Here is a 24,284-nt window from a genome sequence, read left to right on the forward strand (position 1 = left end):
TCTCCTCACTTCGGATAGCACGTCTGTACGTAGAAGCCGTCCGGGTGGCCCTTGGCTCGCACGAGCTTGATGTAGTACCCGTTGCCCGCCACCTTCATGGACCCGTCCGGGTAGTAGACCTTGCCGAGAGAGTTTTTCGCCCCGAAGGTGCCCTGCCAGTCCAGGTCTGGTCTTCTGGTCTTCGCAAGCCAATTCTTGATTCTCTGCGCGTTGTTGGCCAATGCGTAGTCGACGACCTGCTGGGCTGTCTGCTGGTCGACGAACAGGCTGTTGGGTGTGGTGCGCTCGTACTTTTCCGTCTTTTCAATGGCCAGCTCCACGGCTCTCTCCGGGGTGACGATCCCGGCCGTGTGCTCGTCGAGTGTGTGGGCCTGCCCAGCGAATTTCCTTCCGTCGGCCACGAGGTCGTTGCAGTTGTGGACCAGGATCGGGCTGTCACCCGCCACGGCATAGAAGGTGTGCAGCCCTGAGACGGTCAGGTCGTACACCGCCCGGGGCTTCGCCTCATGCCGGTCGGCCAGCGCGGCCACGGTGCGGACGCCGTCCGGGGTGGGCAGGACGTTTCCGGGGCGCAGATCGGATGCCAGGGTCCAGCCGCGGCCGATCACGAAGAACCGGTGTCCAGGGGTGCTGGTAAGGCGGTCACCGTCCGTCAGCGTCACGTCGACCAGGTCAGTGGCGCCGTGGTGGAAGGTACGTGTGACGGGCTCGCCCTGTGTGCGTCCGGTCTCCGGGTCGGTGGCCAGTAGCAGGTCGCCGGTCCGCACGTCGCGCAGCGCCTTGCGGCTGCCGTCGGCCAGGACCACCTCGGTGGTGCCGGGGAAGCTGTTGACCGGGCAGGCCGTGCGGACGTCCTCGTAGATCTCGACTTCACGCTCGATCGCGGCGACCGCCGCCGCGTCCACGCCTTCGAGTGCCTTGAGCGCCTTGAACGCGTCCCGGACACCGATGCCGGTGACGAACGCGGCGTCCACGGCGCGCAGGGCCTCCGCGATGGGCCGGATGATCTTGCCCGCGAACAGGCTCGCGACGTCGAGGGATGCCCAGGCGCATCCGCCCCAGCTTCCTCCCTCACCACCAGGGGTGAGCTTCTGGGCGCACTTGATCCAGCTGCCGAAGAGGATGTCGACCGGGTCGATGTTCTCCTGGTACTCCGCGATGGTGATGGTGTGCGTGAATGTTTGGGACAGTTCCTTGGTCCGAACCTCGCCGAGATAGTCCGTTGCTGAGGCCGGGCACATGAACTTCTGCGGGTCCAGATCCTGTGCGCTACACAGATACAGGTCGAGGACTGCTTTGAACCGGATCTTCGTGGTGATTGTGCAGTCGCCCTTGTAGAAGAGCTTGCTGATCGGGTTGTCGCAGCTCTCCGTCTTCTTCACGACCTCCGGATCGCCGACCTTCTCGATGTGGTCGACGACGTAGAACACCTTGCCGATCGAGGCACCGTTCTCGTCGGGGACGGTTCCGTCGTTGATCTGCTTGGCCTTCTCCGCCTTCTCGGCCCTGTCGGCTGCGTCCTGGGCCTCCTTGGCGTACTTGTCGGCGTCCTTCGCGGCCTGTTCGGCCTCGGTCGCCGCCGCGGCGGCGCGGTCGGCGGCGGCGCGGGCGTCCTTGGCGTCCTGTTCGGCCCGGGTGGCTGCGGAGCGGGCTGCTTCGGCGTCGAGTTCGGCAGCGTCGGCGGAGTCGCGGGCGTCCTTGGCGTAGCCCTCGGCGTTGCCGGCCGCCCTGTCGGCAGCTGCGGCGTCCTCAGCGGCCTGTTTGTCGTAGTCGACGGTGCGGGACAGGGACGCGGCCGCTGCTGAGGCGGCCTTGGCCGCGTCGGCCGCGTAGCCCAGGGCCTCCTTGGAGTAGGTGCGGGCGTCGGCCGCGTACTGGGCGGCGTTCGCCGCGTGCTGGTAGGCCTCCTTTGCGTCGCCCTTGGCCTGGTCGGCGAGGTTCTTTGCGGCCTGGGCCTCGGCTGCCGCGTTCCTGGCGTGCGCGTCGGCGACCGCCTGCTGCTGCTCGGCGATGGTCTTCGACCCCTGCCCGGTCAGCACGACCAGGCCGGCGACCGAGTCGGTGTCGACGTAGGCGGAGCCGAGCTGGATCGCGTCGTTGGCCGGGTCGGCGACCTGCTTGGCCGCTTCACCGGCGTCCACGGCCGCCTGGGCGGTGACATGGGCGTAGCCCGCTGCCTTCGCCGAGGCGGTCAGTGCCTTGGCGGCCTCCGCGTTGGCGGCGTTCGCCTGGGTCTTGGCGTCCTTGGCGTGCTGCTCGGCCTCGTCGGCGAGCTTGACCGCCGTCCTGGCCTCGGCGGCGGCGTTCTGCGAGGCCTTGATCGCGTCCGCGGCGGCGCTGGTCGCGGTCTTCACGGCCGCGTCCGCCTTCAGCTTGTCCGCCTGGGCGGCGTCCGCGTCGGAACGGGCCCGCTTGGCGGCCGCCTCGGCGCGGGTGGCCGCGGCGTCCGCGTCGGCCGCCGCCTTGGTCGCCGCGTCCGCCTCGGAACGCGCCCTGGTCGCGGCAGCCTCCGCGTCGTCGGCCGCCTTGTTCGCGTCGTTCGCGGCAGCGCGGGCCGCGGCGGCCGCATCCCCGGCGTCGAGGGAGTCGGCGTAGGCCTCCTTGGCGTCGGCCTTGGCGCGGGCCGCTTCGGCCTTCTGCTCGGCATCCCAGGCGTCGTCGCGCATGGCCTGGGCGTGATCGCGGGCCTTGACCGCGTCGTCGCGCCGGTCCCCGGCGGTCTTCTCGGCGGCCTCCGCCTTGTCCTTGGCGTCCTTGGCCTTGGAAGCCTGGTCCTCGGCATTCTTGCGGTGCTCGGCGGCTTCGGCCTGCTTGGCCGCCGCGTTCTCCTTCTCCGCCTTGGCCGTCTTCTCCTCGGCCTCCGCAGCCAGCCGCTTGGCGTGGGCGTCGGCGGCGGCCGCCTTCGCGTCCCCCTCGGCCTTCAGCGCGTCGGTGAGCTTCGCCTCCGCGGTCTCCTTGTCCTTCTTCGCGTTGTCGCGGTGGATCTTGGCGGCGTCGGCTGCGGCCTTGGCCTGCCACTCAGCCGTTTCGGCGGCTTTCTTGCGGAACTCCGCATTGGACTGCGCGGCTTGGGCGAGAGCGCGCTGTGTGATGGTCTGGCTGTCGCCGGCCGAGGCGCGGGTGGCGGCCTCGGCGGTCTCGGCGGCCTTCACCATCGCCTGAAGCGCGGCGACCGAACCCTTGGTCACCTGGTCCTTCTGCTGACCGACCAGCAGCCCACGACCCCTGGGAGCACCGCCCGCATCGGCGATGCCGTAGGCGGCCTGGATGGCCGTGTCCGAGGCGGTCGCGGCCTTCTGCGCGGCGGCCAGCTGTGCCTTGACGAAGGCAAGCTGTTTCTTCGCCTCCGACTGAGCGGCAGCGATGCTCGCCTTCGCCTTGTCCACGTCGGCCTTCGCGGGAGCGGTGCCCGTGTGGCCCTTGGGGACGATGCGCAGCTTCTGTGCGTTGGAGCCGTTGCACGTGTTCAGCTGGGCGTCCTTGCCGTTGTCGAACGTGGCCAGGTCCAGGCACTTGTCCGTGCCGACGTTGCGCAGCGCGCCGATGCTGCGCACGTCGAACGCCCACTGCTGCGCCTTGCTGCTGCCACAGTCCCTGATCTGGATCTTCGTGCCGTTGGCGTTGGAGCCGTTCAGCACCTCCAGACACTTCTGCGCGTTGATGTTCGCCAGGGTGTAGTGGCCGTCGTAGACCGCCCACACCTGCCACCTCTGGGCGCTGCTGCCGTTGCAGGTGTAGATCTGCACCGGGGTGCCGTTGGTCTTCCCGGACCCCTGCACGTCCAGGCACTTGCCCGAGGCCCCCGGCACCTGGATCTCCAGCGGGGCTTCACCGATCCAGCCGAGGCCGCCTTCGGTGTTGTAGTCCAGCCAACGGGTGGAGTAGTCCGCGATCCACGACTGGCCCACGAGTTTGCCCAAAGCGAAGGCGCCGTCCTGCAACGCCTTCGTCGCGGTGCCGGAGGCCTCCAGGATCTGCTGCCGCTGTGCGGCCTGGGAGGCGATCTCCTGCTGCCACTCGGTGGCCGCCTGGGCGACTTCCTTGCCGAGAACCCGGTTCGGGTCGATCGGATCGTGCCACGCGCAGGCCGCGAAGCGGGCCTTCAGGTCCTCGACCGCGATACGGAACTCCGGGGTGTCCGGGGCCGGCGCCGTGCGCGGGAAACCGCCTGAGGAGAGGAAGATACGGGCGTCATCGGCGAACACCCTGGGAACGAAGAGCTTGTTGGGCTCGATCTTGCCGGAGTTCTTCTTCCACAGCGCCCACGCCTGCTGCTCCTCCGGCGTCCCGCCGGAGGTGTACAGCTGGTCGCCGATCGCCAGAGCGGCGGCCTTCGTGCTGTCGTCGGCGGTGGGCGACGGCTCGTAGAACGGGGAGAACAGGTCGATCGCCTTGCCCCACGACTGGTAGATCCACGGAAGCAGGCCGATCCGGTCGTAGATCTCGCTCGCTCCCGTCGGGGAGCCGGGGTAGTCACGCAGGCCCGTCACGGCCTTGCTGAACGCATGCCCTTGGTCCAATACCTTCTGCTGCCACTGGGAGCTGTTGTCGTCGTCGGCGGAGTAGGCCTGGTGCAGCGGGGTCTTGGTGTCGTAGAGGTCCCGGTCGAGCTTCTGATGGAGCTGGTCAGGCGCTAGCCCGACGGCGCCCTGTGCCAGGGCGAACAGGTTCGGTCCGCCCTTGCGCAGGGCGTCGACAGCCACGCACTGGTCCCCGCGCAGCTGTTCAGCGGCCTTGGTGTCGTAGCCGTCGTAAGAGCCCCCGACCAGGCTCGCGTCGTTCCGGCCGGGGAGTCCTGCGAGGTCGGGCCGGACGGTGAGACCGGCGACCACCGCGACGGCGGTCAGCAGAAGAATGATCCGGGCAAGTAGTCCTGAGTGTCCTGGCGTTGGTACGAGCGGTCTTCCTGGCTGGGAAGGCAACGGAGCATCACTTTCTTCAGAGTGTGTATGCGCCGGTTGATCGGCCGATGCTCCGAAGAGCGGCAATGCACTGCAAGGACTCTCACGGAGACTCAGAGGCGCAGGCCCTGGCTGGGCTCACGCACATGGACGGCCTGTGCGGCGGCATGGCGATGCCACCCCTCCCCGTGAGCGACGGCGTTCCCCCGGTCGCTGACTGATGTGCGCGTGCGGAGTGGTCAGGCTCCGCAGGTGCACCGCGACACTCTAGGCACACACACGTGGACTCGTACAGGCGTTCATTTTCGTGGTGGCGAGCGCGATGGCGTGAATCTTTCGTCCGGTCAGCTGGTTGGAAGGGGTTACTCACGCGCAGGACGTCTGTGTCCTTTCTGTGAAGCTTCTGTGCGTGTACGGCTGGGCAGGGTGCGAGGGGGTGATCACAGATGACCGATTCTCGATCCTGATGTCGCGCGATAGCCTTCGTCCTCGTGACGCGCGCCTGGCTCTTCCCGATGCTGTTCGTGCTGTGCGGCTCCGTCGTTGCGGCCGGGCTGGTCTTGAAAGGGAGCCCTGGCGCTGCCGTAGTGCTCCTTCTGCTGTTCGTGTTGCTTGCGGGCCTGAACTCGCCTCTCGTCTTCCCGGGGTCGATCGGTGCGGCGGAGGCGCAGCGTCTCAGCGCGGCCGACGGCCGGCCGGTCGTCTTCTGGCGGCCGGGCTGCACGTACTGTCTGCGCCTGCGCATCCGGTTGGGCCGTCGCGCCCGCCAGGCGCACTGGGTCGACATCTGGCGTGACCCGGCCGGAGCCGCGGTGGTGAGGGCGGCCAACGAGGGCAACGAGACCGTGCCGACCGTCGTCGTGGCCGGTCGGCCTCACGTCAATCCCGATCCCGCATGGGTGCGCGAACAGCTCTCCCGTTCCCGGTGACAGGCCGCTGCTCCGGTTCGGCCAGCTCGCACCAGACCGTCTTCCGGTCCGCTCCCTGATCCACGCCCCACCGCTGGGAGAGCTCGTCGACCAGGGCCAGACCGCGGCCGGACTCGGCTGTTCCGGTGGCGGACAGCAGGGTCGGCAGTGCGCGTGGGTCCGGATCGGTGACCTCGACGCGGGTGTGGCCGTGGGGCGTGCCGGTGACGCGGACGGTCACCGGGGTGCCCTCGCCGAGGTGGTCGATGACGTTGGTCAGTAACTCCGTGACGCACAGGCGTACTTCGAAGTCGAGCGCGCGAAGGTGGTGGCGCAGTTCGGGTACGGCCTTGGGGGTGGCGAGCAGGTCGAGTTCGAAGGTCATCGCTCGGCCGCCGTCTTCCGGAGGGCGGTGGCGAGCGCGTGGGCCGTGTCCGTGTTGCAGTTCCCGAGCGCTACGAGGCCGGCGGGCGGTGCGTACGTGCCCGCGAAGCTCGGCAGGTCGACGCGCAGGGATGGCAGCGTGATGCCGTGCAGGGCGAGGGCGGCGCGGAGGTTCTCGACGCAGAGGGTGACGTCGTGGGCCGTGGGGGAGGGGTCGGGCATGGGGAGATGACAGCCTTCTGTGCGGTCTGTGACGAACGCCTCACAGAGTGTCGCCCGGCTCGCTAGCGTGGAAGGGGGTTCGCGTCCGCGACGCGAACAGCGGAAACGGTGCGGTGAGTTACGGCGGTGAGCACGTGGCACGGCGTAGGGACATCGACGGCTCGATGAGCGTCCCCACCTTCTACGGCAAGGAGTTGCGGTGGAAGAGGGAGGCGGCGGGCCTGTCGCTCGAAGCGTTCCTCGAAGGCAGCTTCTACGGCAAGACATACCTCAGCGACATCGAGCGCGGGGAGCGCCGCATGCCGTTGGATCTGGCCCGGCATGCGGACCGGGTCCTGAAGACCGACGGGTTCTTCGAGCGGCATTGCGAGGATGTGCGGAAGGCGCGGCGAGGGCCGCATGCCGCGTACTTCGAAAAGGTCCTGGAAGCGGAGAAGTACGCGGAGTCCATCGAGGAGTGGTGCCCCATTACCTTCCCCGGGCTGCTCCAGACCGCTCCTTACGCTCGGACGCTGGTCCGGTCGGCCCACCCGGCGGCTTCCGATGAGTGGGTCGAGGAGAAGGTGACCGCCCGACTCGCGCGCGCCCGTCTCTTCGAGGACGATCACTCCACCCCGGAGTACTGGGCGATCCTGCACGAGTCGTTGATCGCGGACCCGATCCTCTCGCCGCCGGAGACGGCTGAACAGCTCGAGCGGATCGTGGAGTTGGCCGAGCGGCGGCGGATCACTCCGCAGATCGTTCCGCGGACGTGCGGCGCGTATCCCCTGATGGCGGCCTCCATCAAGGTCATGGCCTTCCCTGACGCGCCGCCGCTGCTCTACATCGAGGCGTCCTACAGCGGGGACACCATCGACGATCCGGCCCTCGTGAAGCAGTACCGCAAGGCATACGATCGGCTCAGGGCCGTCGCGCTGTCACCAAAGGCGTCCCTGGCCATGATCAAGGCAGCGGCAGAGGACTACCGAAATGGCAAGCAACCGGATCGACTTGAGTGACGCGCTTTGGTTCAAGAGCAGCTACAGCAACGGTGACGGCGGGGACTGCGTCGAAGTAGCCAGCGACTTCCCCGGCGCCGCCCTCTGGCGCAAGTCGAGCTACAGCAATGGTGACGGCGGCAACTGTGTCGAGGTAGCCGACAACATCCCCGGCCTCGTCCCCGTCCGTGACTCCAAGGTGCCCGACGGCCCCGTCCTCGTCCTCACCGCCGCCGCCTGGGCCCCCTTCGTCGCCTCGCTGAAGAGGTGAACCAGGGCCCAGGGGCCGTCACCGTCATGCCTCCGGGGCGTCGAAGCGGGCGAGGTCCCGCAGCCAGGCCCGTGCGTTGCCGTCGGACGGGGCGCGCCAGTCGCCGCGCGGGGAGAGCGAACCGCCGGCCGACACCTTCGGCCCGTTCGGCATGGCCGACCGCTTGAACTGCGCGAACGCGAAGAAGCGGCGGCAGAAGACCTCGAGCCAGTGCCGGATCTCCGGCAGGTCGTACGCCACCCGCTTGGCCTCGGGGAAGTTCGGCGGCCAGGCGCCGGCCTCCGGGTCGTGCCAGGCGTGCCAGGCCAGGAAGGCGATCTTGGATGGCCGGAAGCCGTAGCGCAGCACGTGGAAGAGCGTGAAGTCGTGTAGCGCGTACGGGCCGATCTTGGACTCGGTGGACTGCATCTCCTCGCCCGGTACGAGCTCCGGGCTGATCTCGGTGTCGAGGATCGCCGCAAGTGTCTTGCCGGTCTCCTCGTCGAACTGGCCGCTGCTGATCACCCAGCGGATCAGGTGCTGGATCAGGGTCTTCGGCACCCCGCCGTTGACGTTGTAGTGGCTCATCTGGTCGCCCACGCCGTACGTGGACCAGCCGAGCGCCAGCTCCGACAGGTCCCCGGTGCCCAGCACGATGCCGCCGCGCTGGTTGGCCAGCCGGAAGAGGTAGTCCGTGCGCAGCCCGGCCTGCACGTTCTCGAAGGTGACGTCGTACACCGGCTCCCCGGAGGCGAACGGGTGGCCCATCTCCTTCAGCATCAGCCGCGCGGTGGGTGTGATGTCCAACTCGGCAGCGGTGACGCCGAGCGAGTTCATCAGCTTGTGGGCGTTGTCCTTGGTGTGGTCGCTGGTGGCGAAGCCGGGCAGCGTGAAGGCCAGGATGTCGGTGCGCGGGCGGCCCGCGCGGTCCATGGCCCGGGCGGCGACGATCAGCGCGTGCGTGGAGTCGAGGCCGCCGGACACCCCGATGACCACCTTCGGGCCGCCGATCGCCGCGAGGCGCTGCTGGAGGCCCTCGACCTGGATGTTGTACGCCTCGAAGCAGTCGAGGGCGAGGCGCTCGGGGTCGGCGGGCACGAACGGGAAGCGCTCCAGGCGACGGCGCAGCCCCAGGTCGGTGAGCGGCGGATCGAGCTCGAACCCGACCGTCCGGAAGTCGCCGGTCCGCGCGCTGTGCGTACGGCGGTTGTCGTCGAACGTGCCCATGCGCTGCCGCTCCTGCCGCAGCAGGTCGAGGTCCACGTCGGCCACCGCGTAACTGTCGCCGAGCGGGAACCGCTCGGTCTCGGCCAGCAGCACGCCGTTCTCGTAGATCATGGTCTGGCCGTCCCAGGACAGGTCGGTGGTCGACTCGCCGAGGCCGGCCGCCGCGTAGACGTACGCGGCGAGGCAGCGGGAGGACGCCGAGCGGCACAGCAGCTTGCGGTCCTCGGCCCGCCCGACCGTGATCGGGCTGCCCGAGAGGTTGACGAGGACGGTCGCACCGGCGAGGGCCGCCTCCGCACTGGGCGGCACCGGCACCCACATGTCCTCGCAGATCTCCGCGTGCAGCACCAGACCGGGGACGTCCTCGGCCGCGAACAGCAGATCCACGCCGAACGGCACGGGCTCACCGCCGACGCGGATCGACCCGCCGCGCTCGTCGGCGCCGTCGCCGATCTGCCGGCGCTCGTAGAACTCCCGGTAGTTCGGCGGGTACGACTTGGGCACGACACCCAGGACGCGGCCGCGGTGCACGATCACCGCGCAGTTGTAGACCCGGTTGCGGTGGCGCAGCGGGGCGCCGACGACCAGGACCGGCAGCAGGTCCGCCGACCCGGCCACCACGTCCTGAAGCGCCTCCTCGACCTGGTCGAGCAGCGCGTCCTGAAGCAGCAGGTCTTCGATCGAGTAGCCGCACAGCACCATCTCCGGGAAGACGGCGACGGCGACCCCCTCCCCGGCGCACCGGCGCGCGTGGCGCAGGACCGCTTCGGCATTGGCATGCGGGTCCGCGATGACGGTGTGACCCGTGCACGCGGCGACGCGTGCGAAGCCGTGCTGATAGATCGACCAGAAGTTCAACGGAGGCACGGCGCCCAGTGTAATCGTCAGAGCGACGCGATGGGGTGGTGGGTCACCCCACCCACGCCGAAGGGGCGCGGGATGATCACATCCCGCGCCCCTCAGGTGCCGTTACCGGCGGTGCCTCAGTGCTTCTTGTACGACTCCACGTAGCCGGGAGCGGGCGAGCCCACGCCCGTCACGTCGTCGTAGCCCTTCACCGCGGACAGCGAGCTGTCCTTGCCGAGGCTGCGGACCGAGGTGGCGAGGCCGCCGGTGGCGTCGTGGCCGTTGACGAAGTCGATGCGCGCCACGGCGAGTCCGGAACCCGTCGGGTTGTCCGTGACGTCGTGGTACGCCTTCGACCCGTAACGGGCGTAGATCTCCGGGTTGGCGAAGCCGATCGGCTGACCGCCGCGGGCCTCCTGGGCCAGCGCCTGCACGGCGGCGATCACCGGCGCGGCGAGCGAGGTGCCGCCGATGCGGTACTCGTCGTAGGCCTGCGTCTTGCCGTCGGGCAGGGTCTGCGTCTGGCCGACCAGGAAACCGGTGTTGGGGTCGGCGATCGCCGCGATGTCCGGGACGACGCGGTTGCCGGTCGCGTTGTTGGCGTTCGCCAGCGCGTCCGGGACGACGCCCTTCTGGTAGTAGGGCTCCGCCACGGTCTTGCTGGTGCCGCCGCCCGCGCCCGAGGTGAAGGCGCCGGGGAAGTTCGTCCAGCTCTTGCCGTCGGCCGACAGCAGAGCCTTCTCGGTGCCCCAGCCGGTCTCCCACTGGTACGTGTCGTTCTTGCCGACCGCCAGCGAGGTGCCGCCGACCGCGGTCACCCAGGCCGAGTTGGCCGGGGTGTCGACCTGCTTCGTACCGGTGTTGGCGACCTCGTCGCCGTTGTCGCCGGAGGAGAAGTAGAAGCCGATGCCCTCGGCCGCGCCGAACTGGAACACCTGGTCGTAGGCGGCCGCGAGGTCCGGGGTCTGGTTGGCCTCGGTGTCGCCCCAGGAGTTGGAGACGATGTCGGCCAGGTGGTTGTCGACGACCTTGCTGAGCGAGTCGAGCAGGTCGTCGTCGTAGCAGGAGGCCGCGCCGACGTAGGTGACGTTCGCGGCGGGGGCGACCGCGTGCACGGCCTCCACGTCGAGCGTCTCCTCGCCGTACCAGCCGGCGGCCGAGCACTCCTTGGTCTTGGTGTACTGGTCCGGCAGCACCTGGCGCAGCTGACTGGTGGTCCAGGCGGCGTCGCCGTGCTTGTTCGCGTAGGTCGCCGCGTCGAAGGCGATGGTGGGGGAGGCGTACGCGTCGGTGATGGCGATGCGCACCCCCTTGCCCGTGCGGGTGCCCGCGCCGTACGCGGCCCGCAGCTGCTTGCCCGTGTAGCCCTTGACGGCGTACGGGATCGCGTGACCGTACGCCTGCGGCAGCGTCGTCGCGGTGTTCGAGCCGTAGTACGAGGAGAACGGCCCGGAGTTGCGGAAGACGGTCTCCGGCGGCGGCAGCTGGTCGTCGTGGTTCGCCTTGTGCGGGGCGTTGTCCAGGCCGGTGACGGTCAGGACGGCGCCCTTCAGGCTCTCGGGCGCGGTGGCCGCCTTCGAGGGCGCACGGTAGGTCTTGCCGGCCTTGGCGTAGTTGTGCAGCTGCGTGCCGAACGCCTTCTCGGCGGCGGCCACGTCACCGGTCACGGCGACGTAGTGCTGCGTGACGGCGGTGACCTTCAGGCCCGACGCCTTCAGCCACGACTTCACCGCGGCCACCTGCTCCTTGGTCGCGCCGAAGCGCGCCTGCGCCTGCTTGGCGCTCAGGTACTTGCCGTACAACGGCGAGTGCGGGTCGGACACGGCCTTCGCGTAGGCGGCCAGGCCGCGCGCGTCACGGCCGGCGAGGTAGACCCGGGCGGAGACCTGGGCGCTGTCGGAGGTCGCGCCCTTGTCCGCCGTGGCCGTCGCCCAGGCGGGCTTGGTGCCCTGCAGTACGTCACGAGCGGGGCTGTTCGCGGCGTGCGCCGCGGGTATGCCCAGCGCCAGCGCGCCCGCGATCATGGGCAGTGTTGCTGCCATGCTCACAGCGCGCATTTTGGCGCGGTTGGATCTCATAGAACCCCCTGCGATGCGGTTCGCATGCATGTAGTGGTCGATACGTCATGCAGTCCGCGTGCCGGCCCGCGGCGGTTCGGCCGACCGTATGGATCACACGATGGGGGTCACTCTGTCGATGAACGATTCATGCCAGGGGAATGAAAAGGCCAAGGAAACCCCAAGTGGTCGCGGCCACTTGGGGTTTGGGTGGATTTGGGTGTTCCCCGTGTGTTGCGGAAAGGTTGCGATTCCCGGGATGCCCTTGCGGCGAACTCCGTTCGATGCCGCTTTGTCGACTTGTATGCAGACCGGTGGCATCAGGTGCGCGGCTCGGCGCCGCGTTCCTCGAGCATCGTCGTCATCAGCCCGATCTCCGACCGCTGCGCGTCGACCATGCCCTGCGCGAGCCTTTTCTCCACGCCCACCGTGCACTTGGCGACACAGCCCTCGGCCATGTGGACGCCGCCCTTGTGGTGGTCGGTCATCAGTTGCAGGTAGAGGATCTCCGCCTGCTTGCCGCTGAGTTCGCCCAGCTTCTTCAGCTCCGCGTCGGTCGCCATGCCCGGCATCAGCGCGCCGTCCTTGCCGGAGGCCATGCCACCCATGCCCATCCACGTCATCGGCGGCTCGGAGGACACCTTCGGCAGCCCCCACAGGTCGAGCCAGCCCAGCAGCATGCCGCGCTGGTTGGCCTGGGTCTGCGCGATGTCGTACGCGAGGCGGCGCACCTCCTCGTTCCCGGTGCGGTCGCGCACGATGTACGACATTTCGACGGCCTGCTGGTGGTGGACCGCCATGTCCCGCGCGAAACCGGCGTCCGCCGAGTCCGCGGCGGGCACGCGGAGGTTGCCCGACCCGCCGTCCTCGGCGACCGCGTACGTGATCGCGCCCGTCGCGACGAGCGCCGCCGCCGCGGCCCCGGCGATCCAGCCGATGTGCCGGCTCACCGCATCGTCCCGCCGGTGCAGGAGGCACCCGGCTCGGGCGTCTGCTCGCCCTGGACGTAGGTCGCGAGGAACTTGTCGACGCCCGGGTCGTCGGCGCTGTTCACGGAGAGCTGGTGGCCCCAGGCCGTCAGCATGATCGGGCTCGCCTGGTTCCCGTACGGGCTCATCAGCGTGTACGGCGTCCTCTTCACCTTCGCCGCGAGCGCGGACACGTCGGCCTTCGACGCCTTGCCGCTGTACGTCACCCACACCGCGCCGTGCTCCAGCGAGTGCACGGCGTTCTCGTCCCTGACCGGCTCGGTGTAGACGTCGCCGTTGCAGTTCAGCCAGACCGGGTTGTGGTCGCCGCCCACGGGCGGGTGCATCGGGTAGGGCACGTTCGTGGTGACGTGGTTGCGGGACAGCCGGCCCGTCCAGATCCGCACGCCGTCCTTGCCGGTGACGAAGTGGCCGGTGTCCTTGGAGCTCTTCGCCGGGCCCTTCGAGCCGCCGGCCGAGTCCTTCGAGCCGCTCGCCGCCGAGGCCCTGCTCCCGGACTGCGAGTCGATGAGGACCACCCCGCCGACGACGAGACCGGCGACGACGACCACGCTCGCCGCGATCGTCAGGGTGCGGTTGCGGCGCTCACGTGAGCGTTCCGCACGGCGCATCTGCTCCATGCGGGCCTTGCGCTCGGCGGAACCGGGGGTGGGGGCGGAGCCCATGGCGCGTCCTTCGGGGGAAAGTGACCTTCGGGACGGCTGATCGTAGTGGGGAGGGAGTCCCTGGACCCAGGCCGGACCACCCGAATGGCTGAACGGGCGGCCTTCCCGCCCGATAATTTGAAGCCAGGATGCGCATTATCTACGCTGGCGGCATGCGGCTGTTGCGCTCCACGGACCTGGCGCTGCGGGTCCTGATGCGGCTCGCCGTCGCCGGCGGCTCCAACCCCACGACCCGGGAGGTCGCGGGGGCTATGGATGTGCCGTACACGCACGCCGCGAAGGTCGTTGCCGAGCTGACGCACATGGGACTCGTCGAGGCCCGCCGCGGCCGGGGCGGCGGGCTCACGCTCACGGAGGCCGGGCGCACGGCGTCGGTCGGCGCGGTCGTGCGCCGCTTCGAGGGGGACGGCGACGTCGTCGACTGCGAGGGCGCCACGCCCTGCCCCCTGCACACCGGCTGCCGGCTGCGGGGCGCGCTGCGCCGGGCCCAGGAGGCGTTCTTCGCCTCGCTGGACCCGGTGACCGTGGAGGACGTGGTGGCGGCGCCGACGGGGCCGCTGCTTCTCGGTATGCCCTCCGCGCTGTGACGGCGAACGGCCGGGGTCTCGACCTCGACCTCGACCTCGTCCCGTGCCTGTGGGCTGCTGCGTACGCTGCGCGCGTCGCCGGACTTGACTGGGTGTGTCCGCGCTCCTGAGCACCACGAGGCGGTGAGGGCGGGCGGCGCGTGGGAGGCGGTTTCGCGTTTCCGTGTCCGGCCCGGCTCAGGCGCCCGTGGCGCGGAAGGCGGTGACGCGCACACTGGTCCCGCAGAGCGCGAAGTCGCCGCCGTCGTCCGGAGCCAGCTGCTGGCCCCCGCCCGCGACGCCCACCACGATCGAGGGCGCGACGAAGGGGGCGGCGCCCGACGCGCAGTACCCGCTCGCCTCGCCGAGGACGGGCGTGAAGGAGAGCTGGGTCGAGGCCCGACCGCCGACTGCCAGTGTCACCGGTCCCGAGGCGCCCTGGTGGACGACCTGGAGAGGTCTGTTCCTGCCGGGCGAGCCCAGACCGGCGAGGGCGACGGTGGGATAGCCCTTGAACACGCACGGTCGGGGGCCCTGGTTGACGACCGTCACCACCACCTGGCCCGACGCCAGACGGTGTGCGCCGCTCGCGATGAGCTGCGCGCTCGTGCACGGGGCGACCGTCACCTGTGGCGACGTGGCCCCGTCCGCCGTCGCAGCGCCGACGGCAGGGGCAGGGACACGGGCTGCGGCAGCAGCAGGGGCTGTGGCCGACAGGCCCGCCGCGACGGCTGCGGCCGCAGCCGCGGACAAGACCGTCCCCACGCGTTTCCTCGTAGTGCGTGCCATGAGCGCCGTCCTCCGCGTTGGATGATGGGTGGCTCGACCTCACACCCTCGAAGGTCTCTTGTGTCTCACAGGCCTCACCACACCACCCTCGCACCAGGGCCCCTCGCCGGCCAGCCGGGCAGCCGTGGCGGGATCAGTCCTGCGCGAGCCAGAGGTCCGGCCCGAACACCTCGTAGTGGATGTCGGCGGGGGCCACACCCTTCTCGATCAGCTGGGCGCGCACCGTGCGCATGAAGGGCAGCGGACCGCACAGGTACGCGCGCGTGCCCGACGCGACCGGCACGGCGGACAGGTCCACGAGGCCCGTGTGCGCGGACTTCGGGGCGTCCTGTTCGTACCAGAAGTGCACGGCGGCGTCCGGCAGCTTGGCCGCGAAGCCCTCGTGGTCGGTGCGCAGGGCGTGCGTGGCGGGGGAGCGGTCGGCGTGCACCACGGTGACCGGGGCGCGGTGGCCGGTGCGGGCGAGCTGTTCCAGCATGGCGATCATCGGGGTCACGCCGATGCCGGCGGAGGCGAGCAACAGGGGCGCGTCGGTGGCGTCCAGGACCAGGTCGCCGTACGGGGCGGACAGCTCCAGGATGTCGCCCTCCCGTACGCGCGCGTGGAGGTGACCGGAGACCTCGCCGTCCGGCGTGTCGCCGCCGTGGACGCGCTTGACGCCGATCTGGCGCAGCGGGGAGCCCGGCGCGCCGGACAGGCTGTACTGGCGGATCTGCCGGGCGCCGTCCGGGAGTTCCACGCGGACGGAGACGTACTGGCCGGGTCGGAAGTCGGGGACCGGGCCGTCGTCGGCCGGGTGCAGCTGGAAGGTGGCGACGTCCGCCGTCTCCTCGACGCGCCCCACGACCCGCCACCGCCGCCAGCCGGACTGCCCGCTCTCCTCGTACAGCCGCTTCTCGATCGCGATCAGCGCGTTCGCCATCAGCCAGTAGACCCCGTCCCAGGCGGCGGCGACCTCGGGGGTGACCGCATCGCCGAGGACCTCGCCGATGGCCGCGAAGAGGTGCTGGTGGACGACCTTGTACTGCTCGGGTGTGACGCCCAGCGAGGCGTGCTTGTGGGCGATGCGGCCCAGCATCACGTCGGGGCGCTCGTCCGGGTGCTCCAGCAGATGGGTGGCGAAGGCGGCGATCGAGCCCGCCAGCGCCTGCCGCTGGGTGCCGGCCGCCTGGTTGCCGCGGTTGAACAGGTCGCGCAGCAGCTCCGGGTGGGCTGCGAACAGTCCGTCGTAGAAGCGTTCGGTGATCTCGGCCAGTGAGGCGCCGACGGCGGGGAGGGTCGTGCGCACGGTGGCGGCGGACTGCTCGGAGAGCATCGGGACTCCTTTTGTGGAGGAAGGGTGGGCTTCGGCCCGCTCGGCCGTCGGCACCGTAATAAAACTTGCATATGAGATGCAAATTTATAGCGAGGGGAGAGGGGCGAGATCGGCCATTACGTATGGGCCGCCGAACAGGCAAGATGGGCGTCAGAGCAGGACACCTGCCGTATGCGAGGCGTTCAGCCCGGGGCCGGGCGGCCGATCAAGGTCCGCAACGCGCATGAAATGCTGTTGTGGTGGGATGCTCAGGTGCCCGACCGCCTCCCGTGGTGCGGGAGACAGGCGGCCTGACCAGCAAGGATGGGGAAGCGGAAGATGGACAAGCAGCAGGAGTTCGTGCTCCGGACCTTGGAGGAGCGTGACATCCGGTTCGTACGCCTGTGGTTCACGGACGTGCTGGGCTTCCTCAAGTCCGTGGCCGTGGCCCCTGCCGAGCTTGAGCAGGCGTTCGACGAGGGCATCGGCTTCGACGGCTCCGCCATCGAGGGCTTCGCCCGCGTCTACGAGTCCGACATGATCGCCAAGCCGGACCCGTCGACCTTCCAGGTCCTGCCCTGGCGCGCGGAGGCCCCCGGCACGGCCCGTATGTTCTGCGACATCCTCATGCCGGACGGCTCGCCGTCCTTCGCGGACCCCCGGTACGTCCTCAAGCGCGCCCTGGCCCGCGCCTCCGACCTGGGCTTCACCTTCTACACCCACCCCGAGATCGAGTTCTTCCTGCTGAAGGACCGGCCGCTCGACGGCAGCCGCCCGACGCCGGCCGACAACTCCGGCTACTTCGACCACACCCCGCAGAACGTCGGCATGGACTTCCGCCGCCAGGCGATCACCATGCTGGAGTCGATGGGCATCTCGGTCGAGTTCTCCCACCACGAGGGCGCCCCGGGCCAGCAGGAGATCGACCTGCGGTACGCCGACGCGCTGTCCACCGCCGACAACATCATGACGTTCCGCCTGGTCATGAAGCAGGTCGCGCTGGAGCAGGGCGTGCAGGCCACCTTCATGCCGAAGCCGTTCTCCGAGCACCCCGGCTCCGGTATGCACACGCACCTGTCCCTGTTCGAGGGTGACCGGAACGCGTTCTACGAGTCCGGCGCGGAGTACCAGCTGTCCAAGGTGGGCCGCTCCTTCATCGCCGGCCTGCTGCGGCACGCCGGGGAGACCTCGGCGATCACCAACCAGTGGGTGAACTCCTACAAGCGCATCTGGGGCGGCACGGAGCGCACCGCGGGCGCCGGCGGCGAGGCGCCGTCGTACATCTGCTGGGGGCACAACAACCGCTCGGCCCTGGTGCGGGTCCCGATGTACAAGCCGGGCAAGACGGGCTCGGCCCGTGTCGAGGTCCGCTCGCTGGACGCCGGCGCGAACCCGTACCTGGCCTACGCGGTCCTGCTGGCCGCCGGCCTGAAGGGCATCGAGGAGGGCTACGAACTGCCTCCGGGCGCCGAGGACGACGTGTGGGCGCTGACGGACTCCGAGCGCCGCGCGATGGGGATCGAGCCGCTGCCGCAGAACCTCGGCGAGGCGCTCACGCTGATGCAGCGCAGCGACCTGATCGCCGAGACGCTGGGCGAGCACGTGTTCGACTTCTTCCTGCGCAACAAGAAGCAGGAGTGGGAGGAGTACCGCTCCGAGGTCACGGCGTTCGAGCTGCGGAAGAACCTGCCGGTGCTCTGAGGGCGCCAGCGGGTCGCTCTGAGGTCTGCACGCGGGGGCCGGCGGTCGGTGACCGCCGGCCCCCGACGACTGGCGGCCCGGGGCCTAGGCGGCCCGGGGCAGGTCGGACACGAGTTCGCTGAGTCGTGGCGTGGGCTGAAGTCCCATTTCGGCCTGGAGATGCTCCTCGTAGCGTTCGAAGACGCCCAGTGCCTCCGAGGGGTTGCCTTCAGCCAGGTGGGCCCGGATCAGCAGCGCCTGGCAGCTCTCCCGCAGCGGGTTGGCGCACACGGCCGCGTGCGCGGCGGCCACGGCCTCCGCGAACCGTCCCGCCGAGATGAAGCCCTCCGCCAGCTTCTCCAAGGCGTGGGTGCGAAGCTGCAGCCAGGATTCCGCCTGCAGCAGCGCCCAGTCCTCGTACCAGCCCGGAAGCAGGTCCGTGGACAGCGCATGGATGGTTTCCATGCCGACCTTGGGGTCCTCGGGCGACATGTCGGGACCGAGTACGAAGTGAGCCAGCGACTGGGCGTGGTGGAAGTCGACACTGACCTCGCGGGCCAGGCGCACCTCGGTCGTGCTGACGTCCAGGGCCTCCCTGCCGACGCCGTTCAGGCGTGACAGCGCCGACCGCAGGTTCGCGTAGGCGCATCGATCGGGCGCCTCGGGCCAGAGGGACCCCGCGACCAGCGCTCTTGAGACGGCACCCTGGCAAGTGAGTGCCACGAACCCCAGGAGACGTGCGGATCCGGGCGGGACGTCCACTTGCTCGTCGGCGATCCTCAGATCGAAGCCGCCGAGGAGCGCCATGCGTACAGGGCTGAAGGACTCTTCTCTACGGCTGCTGCGGTCCATGATCCTCGCTCTCTCGCAACAGGGACTGTTGACGATTGAGCAAGCCCAAGGCTCGCCCTCCAGCCATGCTGCACCACCTTCGCGATGTTGTCGCGGCGAGACGCGCGAGTCGAAAGTGCAGGTCAGGAGCCTCCTTCATCGCCCGTCCGGCGTAGCGTCCCGGTGCCTGGACACGCGGCCGTCACGCCTGTGTCACACCCGGACGGCAAGGCTGAGGGGACCCCTCGAAAGGAGAGACTCATGCGTCGCACGTGGTACCTCGGGCTGCTCAGCCTCCCGCTGGGCGCCTCCTGCCTGCTGGTCCCGAGCGGTTCCGCGTCAGCCGCGGACGCCTCGGCCACGGCGGTACCGAACGCGGTCTGTTCGGCGATCTCCAATGCGCCCCCCAACCCCTTCGGTTCGGTCCGGGGCAGCGGATTCGCGGCCAACGAAACGGTGCGCATCTCCGCGGATGGGCAAGTGATCACGAGCCAGACCGCAGATGCCACTGGCAATGTCGGCGTCGGCGGCATCAGTCTGTCGGCTCGGAACTTCCAGCTGACGGGCCTGACCTCGGGAGGGGCGGCTACCTGCCCTGGTATGGGACCGACCACGACCACGACCACGCCCACCGAGCCCGGGACCACCCAGCCCGGAACCACCCAGCCCGGGACGGCCGCCGCCGACAAGTCAGCCGGCGTCAAGGCCGGACGCTCCGACGGCCTGGCCTCCTGCGAGCAGGGCAAAGCGGTGAGGCGGTCGCTGCTCGGTGAGTCCCAGGACTTCATCGACGGTTACCGGCAGGGCCTCGCCGAGGCGAAGGACCTCTTCTCCGCCTGCCTCGCCCAGCCGACGCAGCCTGGCCAGAACCAGCAGCAGAACCAGAACCAGCAGCAGAACCAGAACCAGAACCAGCAGCAGAAGCAGAACCAGAACCAGAAGCAGAACCAGAAGCAGAACCAGACGCGCTGACGGCGTGATGAGCCGGCACGCTCGTGACACCCGTGACGGGGCGGTGAGGACCGCCCCGTCACCGCCGTCCGGCTAGTGCGCTGCTAGTGCGTGTACGCCGGGGACACGGCCGCGGTGCTGATCCGCCGCGGCTTTCCCGTGCCGTCGGCCGGGACCGTGTACAGGTCGGCCCCGTAGTCGCCCGGCAGCGCGTAGACCAGGGTGTGGTCGTCCCGCCAGACGGCCTGGTCGTCGACGCTGCGGGACTCGGCGAGCGGTGTCTCCCGCATGGTGCGCAGGGTGAGCACGTACAGGCGCCAGGGGGCGTCCTTGGGCAGGCCCTTCACCCGCTTCTTGTACGCGATCCGCGTGCCGTCGGGGGACAGGGACGGGCACTCGACGTTCGGGTGGAGGGTGGTGACCGTGCGGGCGCGCAGGTCGCCCCGGACCAGGTACGTCGTGCCCTTCGTCGCCAGGGTCGCGTAGAACGTGCGGTCGTCGGACGCGAACGTCACGCCCCAGAAGTTCACGTCCGACGCGTGGTACGTCCTGCCGTCCTTGACGATGCGGTACGCCTCCAGGGACGGGGTCAGCGCGCCCGTGCGGATGTCCACGATCGCCGCACGGGTCGAGAAGTTCGTTCCCGCGTACGAGTCGCCGCCCACGAACGCCGTCCACGCCGCGTAGTGGCCGCTGGGGGAGACCCGGGCGCGGGACGGGATGCCGGGGACGTCGTAGTGCGCCCTGATGTGCAGGGACGCGTCGAGTATCAGCGCGCGGTAGGTGTCCGAGACCGGGCCGTGCACGGCCTGGAGGCAGACTCCGGTGCCCGCGGCGGCGTAGAAGCGCAGGCACTTCACGCCCGAGGCGGTGCGCGGGCCGCCGGGGTCCGACGCCGGCACCGTCGTGAGTTCGTCGCGGTGCGGGCCCCAGGCCATGTTGCGGAACACCATGCGGCCGGGCTCGGTGAGCACGACCTTGCCCGAGGTGGTCCGGGGGCCGCCGGCCTGGGCCTGGTCCCGGCGTTCCGCCCGCGCCGACGCGTGCAGGACCGAGGCCGTGCCCACCCCCGCGAGGGCCACGAGGGCGCAGAGCAGGACCAGGATGCGGTTGCGTACCGTCATTCCGTGCCTTTCGGGCGGAGCGTTGTCAGGGAGAAGGCCGCGCACACCGCGAGCGCCGCCGCGGAGGCCGTCAGCGCCGTACGGTCGCCCCACACCGTCCAGGCCGCTCCGAACGCCAGCGAGCAGGCGAACCGGGCGAGCGCCTGGCCCGTCTGCACCAGGGCCAGACCGGAGGAGCGCAGTTCCTCGGGGACGCTGTCGGAGGCCGCCGCCATCAGCACGCCGTCGGTGGCCGCGTAGAAGCCGCCGTGCAGGGCGAGCACGGCGTACGGCAGCGCCGCCGCGTGCCAGGACGTGAGCAGCAGGGCGTAGGCCAGGAGCAGCGCCGCGTGGCCCGCCAGGAAGATCCGCCATCGGCCCACCCTGTCGGCGAGCCGCCCGAGCGGCATCGCCAGCAGCAGGAAGGCGGCCGCCGTGCCCAGCGGCAGCAGCGCGAACCAGCGGTCGGGGACGCCGAGGCGGCGTTGCAGCAGCAGGTAGACGAAGGAGTCGCTGACCGTGGCGAGGCCCAGCAGCAGCGCGCAGACCGTGAGACGGCGCAGGTCGCGGCGGTGCAGCAGGGCGAGGGCGGCACGGAGGGTCGGCCGGGGGCCGTCGTCGGCCGCCGGGGCGTGCGCGCGACCGCCCGGCACGAACAGCACCAGGACCAGGACGCCCGTCACGGCCACGCAGAAGCTCACCGTGAACACCGCGTCGTAACCGTCCACCGTCGCCCGCAGGATCAGGAACGCCACGAGCGGGCCGAGCAGCGCTCCCGCGGTGTCCATCGCGCGGTGCACGCCGAAGGCGCGGCCACGGGTCTCGGGGGTGCTGGAGAGCGAGATCAGCGCATCCCGGGGGGCCGTGCGCAGGCCCTTGCCGGTGCGGTCGGCGGCCAGGACGAGGCCGATGGGGGTGAGGGTGTGGGCCAGCAGGAGAAGGGGCTTGCACAGGGCCGAGATGCCGTAGCCGAGGCCCGCCACCCACTTGTGGCGGCCTCCTCCCCGGTCGGCCAGGTGACCGCCGGCGAGCCGTACGAGCGCGGAGAAGCCGTTGTAGACGCCGTCCAGCAGGCCGAAGCCCAGCGGGGACAGGCCGAGGCCCGCGACGAGGTACAGCGGGAGCACCGCCGTGACCATCTCGGAGGAGACGTCGGTGATCAGGCTGACCGTGCCGAGCGCGAGCACGGTCGGGGCGACCGCGGTGAGGCGCCGCCCGGCGCTGGGCCGGGCGGCGCCGTCCGCGGACGCCTGCGCCGGGGAGCCGGCGCGGCTGTCCGCTACGTACATGTCACGGCGCCCAGATGCCGGTGATGTCCTTGGCGGAGGCGGCGTTGCCCGCGTGCGTCGTCAGGCCCTGGGTGTCCTCCAGGGTGCGCAGCAGGTCGTAGTGGTTGTAGGTGGTGGAGGTGCTGGACCCCGGGGTCACCGGCTGGCCGTACAGCACCGTCGGGATGCGGTTGCCGCTGAGCTTGTTGTCCTCGTCGAAGGTGACGACGAGGAGGCTGTTGTGGGTCTTGGCCCAGGTGGCGTAGGCGCCCAGGTTGTTCTTCAGCCAGGTGTCACCGGTCGAGATGGAACAGTCGTGCATGTCGCTGCACAGGTTGGGGACGACGAAGGACAGCTGGGGCAGCGTCGTGTAGTCGGTGGGGAACTGCGCGAAGGTCTTGGCGCTCGACGTCGGCACGTTGCTGAAGGCGAACCAGGGGTTGTGCTTGCGGGCGTAGTTGCCGCTGCTGCACGTGGTCGAGCCCTGGCTGGGCAGCGACTCGTTGTAGCTGGCCCAGGTGCGGCCCGCGGCGAGTTGCTCGGAGGCCAGGTTGGCGGCGGAGGAGAAGCCGGGGGTGTAGCAGCTGTCGTCCGTGATGCCCTGGGTGGAACCCGAGAACATCGCGAGGTAGTTGGGCTGGCTGGGGTGGGTGATGGCGTACGACTGGGTGAGGTTGGCGCCGCCGGACTTCAGCGAGTTGATGTACGGGGCGCTGGAGGAGCCGATGATCTGGCCGTACGCGTGATTCTCCATGACCACGACGACCACGTGGTCCGGGCTGGGGACGGAGCCCGCGGCGTGCGCGGACTCACCGCCGAGTCCGGTCCACAACCCGATCGCTGCCGCGGCGAGGGCCGCCACGGACGCCACGGTGGTACGGGTGCGGCGGTACAGGGAACTGCCGGACACAATCAACCTCCGGTGGGGGGAGGGGGCAACGGGGGGCAGCGCTGCCAGAGCATGCTCACGCCAAGATGCCCGCGCCCCACGCCCCACGACCCGGCGGATGAAAAGCCGGTGAATTGCAGGCGTGCCGCACCGGCCGGACATGGCCGTACGTCCCCGGGTAACACGGGGCCCATGGGCGACATCCTGGTGGGGACGTGTTCCTGGACGGACCGGGCGCTGGTGGCGAGCGGCTGGTATCCGCGGGGGCGGCGCGACGCGGAGGGGCGGCTGAGGTTCTATGCCGAGCGGTTTCCCGTGGTCGAGGCGGACTCCTCCTACTACGCGCTGCCCAGCGAACGCACCTGCCGCCTGTGGGCGGAGCGGACGCCGGACGGTTTCGTCTTCGACGTCAAGGCCTTCTCATTGCTGACGGGACATCCGACGCGGCCGGACGCGCTGCCCGCCGACCTGCGGCCCGCCCTGGACCGGCGGCGCGCTCCCGATCCCGGCGGCCGCGACGCGGGCCTTCTCGACGAGTTGTGGGCGCGCTTCACCGAAGCGCTGGCGCCGCTGCGGCGGGCCGGACGGCTCGGGACGGTGCTGTTCCAGTTCCCTCCCTCGCTCACTCCCGGCCCACGGTCGGAGGCGTTCGTACGCGCCTGCCGCGAGCGGGCCCGCGGCTGGCCGTTCGCCGTCGAGTTCCGGCACCCGGACTGGTGGCGGGGCGACCGGGAGACGGCCACCGCGGCACTGCTCGCGGATCTGGACGCCACCGCGGTGGCCGTGGACATCGCGCGGGACCTGCCGACCTCGATGCCGCCCTGCGCGCCGGTCACGACACGGCGGCTGGCCGTCGTCCGCTTCCACGGGCGCAGCCCGCACTGGGGCACCGGATCCAAGGAGGACGCCTACCGCCACGCGTACACCGAGGCGGAGCTGGCGGAGTGGGTGCCGCGGGTGCGGGGCCTGGCCGAGCGGACGGAACAGGTGCACGTCCTGTTCAACAACTGCTGCGCCGACGCGGCTGTCCGCGCGGCGGAGGCGATGCGTCGCCTGCTCGGGGAGCAGGTACCGCACCAGGTGCCGCACGCCTTCACGCAGCTGCCGGGGCTGTGGCCGGGGGACTGACGCCCGTGGCACGGCAGGCGTGCCTGTGGGGTGCCGCCACTCGGGCCTCGCGTGCCCGCGACCGCCGTCACTGGGGCCCGCGTGTCCGCGAGCATCGCCGTCCGAGCCCGCGTGCCCGTAGGGCGCCCCGACTGGGGCCCGCGTGTCCGCGAGCATCGCCGTCCGAGCCCGCGTGCCCGTAGGGCGCCGCCACTGGGGCCCCGCGTGCCCGCGACCACCGTCACCCGGCGCCCGCGACCACCGTCACCCGGCGCCCGCGACCGCCGTCACCCGGCGCCCGCGACCGCCGTCACCCGGCGCCCGCGACCGCCGTCACCCGGCGCCCGCGACCGCCGTCACCCGGCGCCCGCGACCGCCGT

At 70.4% G+C, this 24,284-nt stretch carries 20 protein-coding genes; 7 read left to right on the forward strand and 13 right to left on the reverse strand.

Annotated elements, in window-relative coordinates; all coding sequences use genetic code 11:
* Nucleotides 1–5: 5 nt before the first annotated feature.
* Nucleotides 6–4,832 carry a ricin-type beta-trefoil lectin domain protein gene (locus ACFYZE_RS02090; RefSeq protein WP_388987120.1) on the reverse strand — a complete coding sequence of 1,609 codons (4,827 nt, stop codon included), beginning with the start codon at nt 4,830–4,832 and terminating at the stop codon, nt 6–8.
* A 560-nt stretch (nt 4,833–5,392) separates the two neighbouring features.
* On the opposite strand from ACFYZE_RS02090, the gene ACFYZE_RS02095 reads away from it, so the two are divergent.
* Nucleotides 5,393–5,830 carry a glutaredoxin domain-containing protein gene (locus tag ACFYZE_RS02095; protein WP_388987123.1) on the forward strand — a complete coding sequence of 146 codons (438 nt, stop codon included), beginning with the start codon at nt 5,393–5,395 and terminating at the stop codon, nt 5,828–5,830.
* Here ACFYZE_RS02095 and ACFYZE_RS02100 read toward each other — a convergent pair.
* Nucleotides 5,781–6,194: an ATP-binding protein gene (locus tag ACFYZE_RS02100; protein WP_388987126.1), complete on the reverse strand. Its 414-nt coding sequence runs from the start codon at nt 6,192–6,194 to the stop codon at nt 5,781–5,783. The genes ACFYZE_RS02095 and ACFYZE_RS02100 overlap by 50 nt on opposite strands.
* Complete coding sequence (locus ACFYZE_RS02105; RefSeq protein WP_388987128.1) at nt 6,191–6,415, reverse strand: hypothetical protein; 225 nt, start codon at nt 6,413–6,415, stop codon at nt 6,191–6,193. The genes ACFYZE_RS02100 and ACFYZE_RS02105 overlap by 4 nt, the downstream gene beginning before the upstream one ends.
* A gap of 134 nt (nt 6,416–6,549) precedes the next feature.
* Between ACFYZE_RS02105 and ACFYZE_RS02110 the strand changes: the two genes are divergently transcribed.
* Nucleotides 6,550–7,413, forward strand: a complete 864-nt coding sequence (locus tag ACFYZE_RS02110) for a helix-turn-helix domain-containing protein (protein WP_388987131.1) — start codon at nt 6,550–6,552, stop codon at nt 7,411–7,413.
* Nucleotides 7,385–7,663, forward strand: a complete 279-nt coding sequence (locus tag ACFYZE_RS02115; protein ID WP_388987134.1) for a DUF397 domain-containing protein — start codon at nt 7,385–7,387, stop codon at nt 7,661–7,663. Before ACFYZE_RS02110 ends, ACFYZE_RS02115 begins: the two co-directional genes overlap by 29 nt.
* Nucleotides 7,664–7,687: 24 nt before the next feature.
* Here ACFYZE_RS02115 and ACFYZE_RS02120 read toward each other — a convergent pair whose 3' ends face one another.
* From ACFYZE_RS02120 to ACFYZE_RS02135, 4 genes are all read right to left on the reverse strand, one after another.
* Nucleotides 7,688–9,736, reverse strand: a complete 2,049-nt coding sequence (locus ACFYZE_RS02120) for an NAD(+) synthase (RefSeq protein WP_388987137.1) — start codon at nt 9,734–9,736, stop codon at nt 7,688–7,690.
* A 116-nt stretch (nt 9,737–9,852) separates the two neighbouring features.
* Nucleotides 9,853–11,793 (reverse strand): protease pro-enzyme activation domain-containing protein, encoded by a 1,941-nt coding sequence (locus ACFYZE_RS02125; protein ID WP_388987140.1) that lies wholly within the window; start codon nt 11,791–11,793, stop codon nt 9,853–9,855.
* 299 nt (nt 11,794–12,092) lie between these two features.
* Nucleotides 12,093–12,722 (reverse strand): DUF305 domain-containing protein, encoded by a 630-nt coding sequence (locus tag ACFYZE_RS02130; protein ID WP_388987143.1) that lies wholly within the window; start codon nt 12,720–12,722, stop codon nt 12,093–12,095.
* Nucleotides 12,719–13,426, reverse strand: coding sequence for a DUF3105 domain-containing protein (locus tag ACFYZE_RS02135; RefSeq protein WP_388987147.1), 708 nt, complete (start codon nt 13,424–13,426; stop codon nt 12,719–12,721). Before ACFYZE_RS02135 ends, ACFYZE_RS02130 begins: the two co-directional genes overlap by 4 nt.
* Before the next feature lie 152 nt (nt 13,427–13,578).
* Here ACFYZE_RS02135 and ACFYZE_RS02140 point away from each other — a divergent pair, with 152 nt between their 5' ends.
* Nucleotides 13,579–14,013, forward strand: coding sequence for an RrF2 family transcriptional regulator (locus ACFYZE_RS02140; RefSeq protein WP_388987150.1), 435 nt, complete (start codon nt 13,579–13,581; stop codon nt 14,011–14,013).
* A 177-nt stretch (nt 14,014–14,190) separates the two neighbouring features.
* On the opposite strand, the gene ACFYZE_RS02145 is transcribed toward ACFYZE_RS02140, so the two are convergent.
* Entirely contained in the window at nt 14,191–14,619 is a 429-nt protein-coding gene (locus ACFYZE_RS02145; protein ID WP_388987153.1) for a DUF4232 domain-containing protein, read from the reverse strand.
* 295 nt (nt 14,620–14,914) lie between these two features.
* Nucleotides 14,915–16,096, reverse strand: coding sequence for a globin domain-containing protein (locus ACFYZE_RS02150; RefSeq protein ID WP_388987156.1), 1,182 nt, complete (start codon nt 16,094–16,096; stop codon nt 14,915–14,917).
* A gap of 318 nt (nt 16,097–16,414) precedes the next feature.
* On the opposite strand from ACFYZE_RS02150, the gene glnA reads away from it, so the two are divergent.
* Entirely contained in the window at nt 16,415–17,776 is a 1,362-nt protein-coding gene (gene glnA, locus ACFYZE_RS02155; protein ID WP_388987159.1) for a type I glutamate--ammonia ligase, read from the forward strand.
* 84 nt (nt 17,777–17,860) lie between these two features.
* Here glnA and ACFYZE_RS02160 read toward each other — a convergent pair whose 3' ends face one another.
* Nucleotides 17,861–18,607, reverse strand: a complete 747-nt coding sequence (locus ACFYZE_RS02160; RefSeq protein WP_388987162.1) for a BTAD domain-containing putative transcriptional regulator — start codon at nt 18,605–18,607, stop codon at nt 17,861–17,863.
* A 240-nt stretch (nt 18,608–18,847) separates the two neighbouring features.
* Between ACFYZE_RS02160 and ACFYZE_RS02165 the strand changes: the two genes are divergently transcribed.
* Complete coding sequence (locus ACFYZE_RS02165; protein ID WP_388987165.1) at nt 18,848–19,558, forward strand: hypothetical protein; 711 nt, start codon at nt 18,848–18,850, stop codon at nt 19,556–19,558.
* A gap of 83 nt (nt 19,559–19,641) precedes the next feature.
* Here the strand turns inward: ACFYZE_RS02165 and ACFYZE_RS02170 are convergent, their stop codons facing one another.
* Genes ACFYZE_RS02170 through ACFYZE_RS02180 form a run of 3 tightly spaced genes read right to left on the reverse strand, consistent with a single transcriptional unit; the run spans nt 19,642 to nt 22,818 of the window.
* Nucleotides 19,642–20,661: a TolB family protein gene (locus tag ACFYZE_RS02170; protein WP_388987168.1), complete on the reverse strand. Its 1,020-nt coding sequence runs from the start codon at nt 20,659–20,661 to the stop codon at nt 19,642–19,644.
* Entirely contained in the window at nt 20,658–21,929 is a 1,272-nt protein-coding gene (locus ACFYZE_RS02175) for an MFS transporter (protein ID WP_388987170.1), read from the reverse strand. Before ACFYZE_RS02175 ends, ACFYZE_RS02170 begins: the two co-directional genes overlap by 4 nt.
* A gap of 1 nt (nt 21,930) precedes the next feature.
* Entirely contained in the window at nt 21,931–22,818 is an 888-nt protein-coding gene (locus ACFYZE_RS02180; RefSeq protein ID WP_388987173.1) for an alkaline phosphatase family protein, read from the reverse strand.
* 171 nt (nt 22,819–22,989) lie between these two features.
* On the opposite strand from ACFYZE_RS02180, the gene ACFYZE_RS02185 reads away from it, so the two are divergent.
* Complete coding sequence (locus ACFYZE_RS02185; RefSeq protein WP_388987176.1) at nt 22,990–23,925, forward strand: DUF72 domain-containing protein; 936 nt, start codon at nt 22,990–22,992, stop codon at nt 23,923–23,925.
* Nucleotides 23,926–24,284 lie beyond the last annotated feature (359 nt).

Origin of the sequence: Streptomyces sp. NPDC001796 (assembly GCF_042892355.1) — a bacterium.
Taxonomy (GTDB): Bacteria; Actinomycetota; Actinomycetes; order Streptomycetales; family Streptomycetaceae; genus Streptomyces.

Coding starts and splice junctions, on each gene's coding strand:
- ACFYZE_RS02160 (WP_388987162.1), bottom strand. CDS start 18,607: ATGGACCGCAGCAGCCGTAGAGAAGAGTCCTTCAGCCCTGTACGCATG.
- ACFYZE_RS02175 (WP_388987170.1), bottom strand. CDS start 21,929: ATGTACGTAGCGGACAGCCGCGCCGGCTCCCCGGCGCAGGCGTCCGCG.
- ACFYZE_RS02105 (WP_388987128.1), bottom strand. CDS start 6,415: ATGCCCGACCCCTCCCCCACGGCCCACGACGTCACCCTCTGCGTCGAG.
- ACFYZE_RS02140 (WP_388987150.1), top strand. CDS start 13,579: ATGCGGCTGTTGCGCTCCACGGACCTGGCGCTGCGGGTCCTGATGCGG.
- ACFYZE_RS02135 (WP_388987147.1), bottom strand. CDS start 13,426: ATGGGCTCCGCCCCCACCCCCGGTTCCGCCGAGCGCAAGGCCCGCATG.
- glnA (WP_388987159.1), top strand. CDS start 16,415: ATGGACAAGCAGCAGGAGTTCGTGCTCCGGACCTTGGAGGAGCGTGAC.
- ACFYZE_RS02100 (WP_388987126.1), bottom strand. CDS start 6,194: ATGACCTTCGAACTCGACCTGCTCGCCACCCCCAAGGCCGTACCCGAA.
- ACFYZE_RS02185 (WP_388987176.1), top strand. CDS start 22,990: ATGGGCGACATCCTGGTGGGGACGTGTTCCTGGACGGACCGGGCGCTG.
- ACFYZE_RS02165 (WP_388987165.1), top strand. CDS start 18,848: ATGCGTCGCACGTGGTACCTCGGGCTGCTCAGCCTCCCGCTGGGCGCC.
- ACFYZE_RS02115 (WP_388987134.1), top strand. CDS start 7,385: ATGGCAAGCAACCGGATCGACTTGAGTGACGCGCTTTGGTTCAAGAGC.
- ACFYZE_RS02150 (WP_388987156.1), bottom strand. CDS start 16,096: ATGCTCTCCGAGCAGTCCGCCGCCACCGTGCGCACGACCCTCCCCGCC.
- ACFYZE_RS02170 (WP_388987168.1), bottom strand. CDS start 20,661: ATGACGGTACGCAACCGCATCCTGGTCCTGCTCTGCGCCCTCGTGGCC.
- ACFYZE_RS02125 (WP_388987140.1), bottom strand. CDS start 11,793: ATGAGATCCAACCGCGCCAAAATGCGCGCTGTGAGCATGGCAGCAACA.